The organism is Moorena sp. SIO4A1 (assembly GCF_010672065.1).
Lineage (GTDB): Bacteria > Cyanobacteriota > Cyanobacteriia > Cyanobacteriales > Coleofasciculaceae > Moorena.
The window spans coordinates 1-1,248 of record NZ_JAAHHX010000855.1; the positions used below are offsets into that span (position 1 = coordinate 1).

The 1,248-nt window shown below is 43.5% G+C and carries 1 protein-coding gene; it reads right to left on the reverse strand.

Annotated elements, in window-relative coordinates; genetic code table 11:
• Positions 1-63: 63 nt before the first annotated feature.
• Positions 64-1,248: AAA family ATPase (locus tag F6K53_RS43510; RefSeq protein ID WP_293086956.1), on the reverse strand; the 1,185-nt coding region annotated here is incomplete at its 5' end.

Below are 1,248 nucleotides of genomic sequence, written 5' to 3' on the forward strand. Positions count from 1 at the left end.
TGAAGCGAAAAATAAGGACAAGTCCGCCCCTAACGCACCACCAGGTCAAACTATTTATAAATGCTATGACTGTAGTTCCTTAGCTTCTGCCAAAATCGGATTAACATCAAACCAAGGTTCATCTTGATCATAATACTCATAAACAAAGCGACTGCGGATTAATATTTCGTATCCGTCCTCTCCAGTCACTTTCTTCTCCTTAGCTACTTTACCCAGTAAGTGCCACTCATCATCAGTGATCGCTAACACAAGTTTATGATGCTGAGCCTTAATCATACGTTCTAGAACATGGAGGGAAAGGGGTAGTTTTCCTTCCTCCATAATCCATTCATTGAGAAACCGAAGTAAATTCCGCACATGACCGCCACTAGCAAAACATAAACGATCTAAGGTTTCAGGACTGTCAAAAATTGCTGTAATTTTAGTCAGACGCTGGTTTGGCTCTAAATCTGGAAAAGCTCTTGCCAGCACCATCTGTCGCAGCAGTGCCATTCCTGCTTCATGTTTACTACCGTTGCGTAAATGCACAGGTACCATTGGTAAGACTTTGGGGTCGGTCATAAACCGTTCAGTCACCATCCCAAAGTCATTGGAAAACCGCAGTGACAATGGAATAGTGTAAACCACGTGACAGCCTAGTCCCCGCAACTGTGCCCCTCGATCCGCAAACAAATATTCTGGCTGAAGACGACCAAACGGCTTTTGAATAGAGTCCACGCGGTCAAGGTTATCAACAATTACTACTAGTCCCTTTTTGCCGGTCTGTTTCAATTTCTTGATACCAGGCTCCAGCACCTCCTGATTAATTGCTTCAATAATTCCATTGGTTCGAGGCTCTAGATATCCCCTCAACTTATCCCGCTGCTTAGGGCTAGCTTTGGCTTGACTGGTAATGGTGGCAATGCCTACAGAAAATTCTACATCCGATAGTTCCATCGGTGTTTTTAAGATATCTTTGACTTCACCGAATAACCTCTGAAAGTACCCTGGTTGAAGGCTAATGCCAGCACTTTCCAGACTTTCACTGACTCGACGGGCGATCGCCAGTAAAATATCGCTAATATCAACATCGCTCATTTCCAAGTCTTGATCCGACTCGAAGTAAACCACATGAAATCCTGAGCGTTCTAAATCCAGCTTTAACCTGAGCAACTCCGTAGACTTGCCGCAGCCAATATGCCCAGTAAACAGTTCACAAGTAGGCTGATTAGGTGAAAAGATAGCAATTTTTTTTCTAAGTTTTTCAAT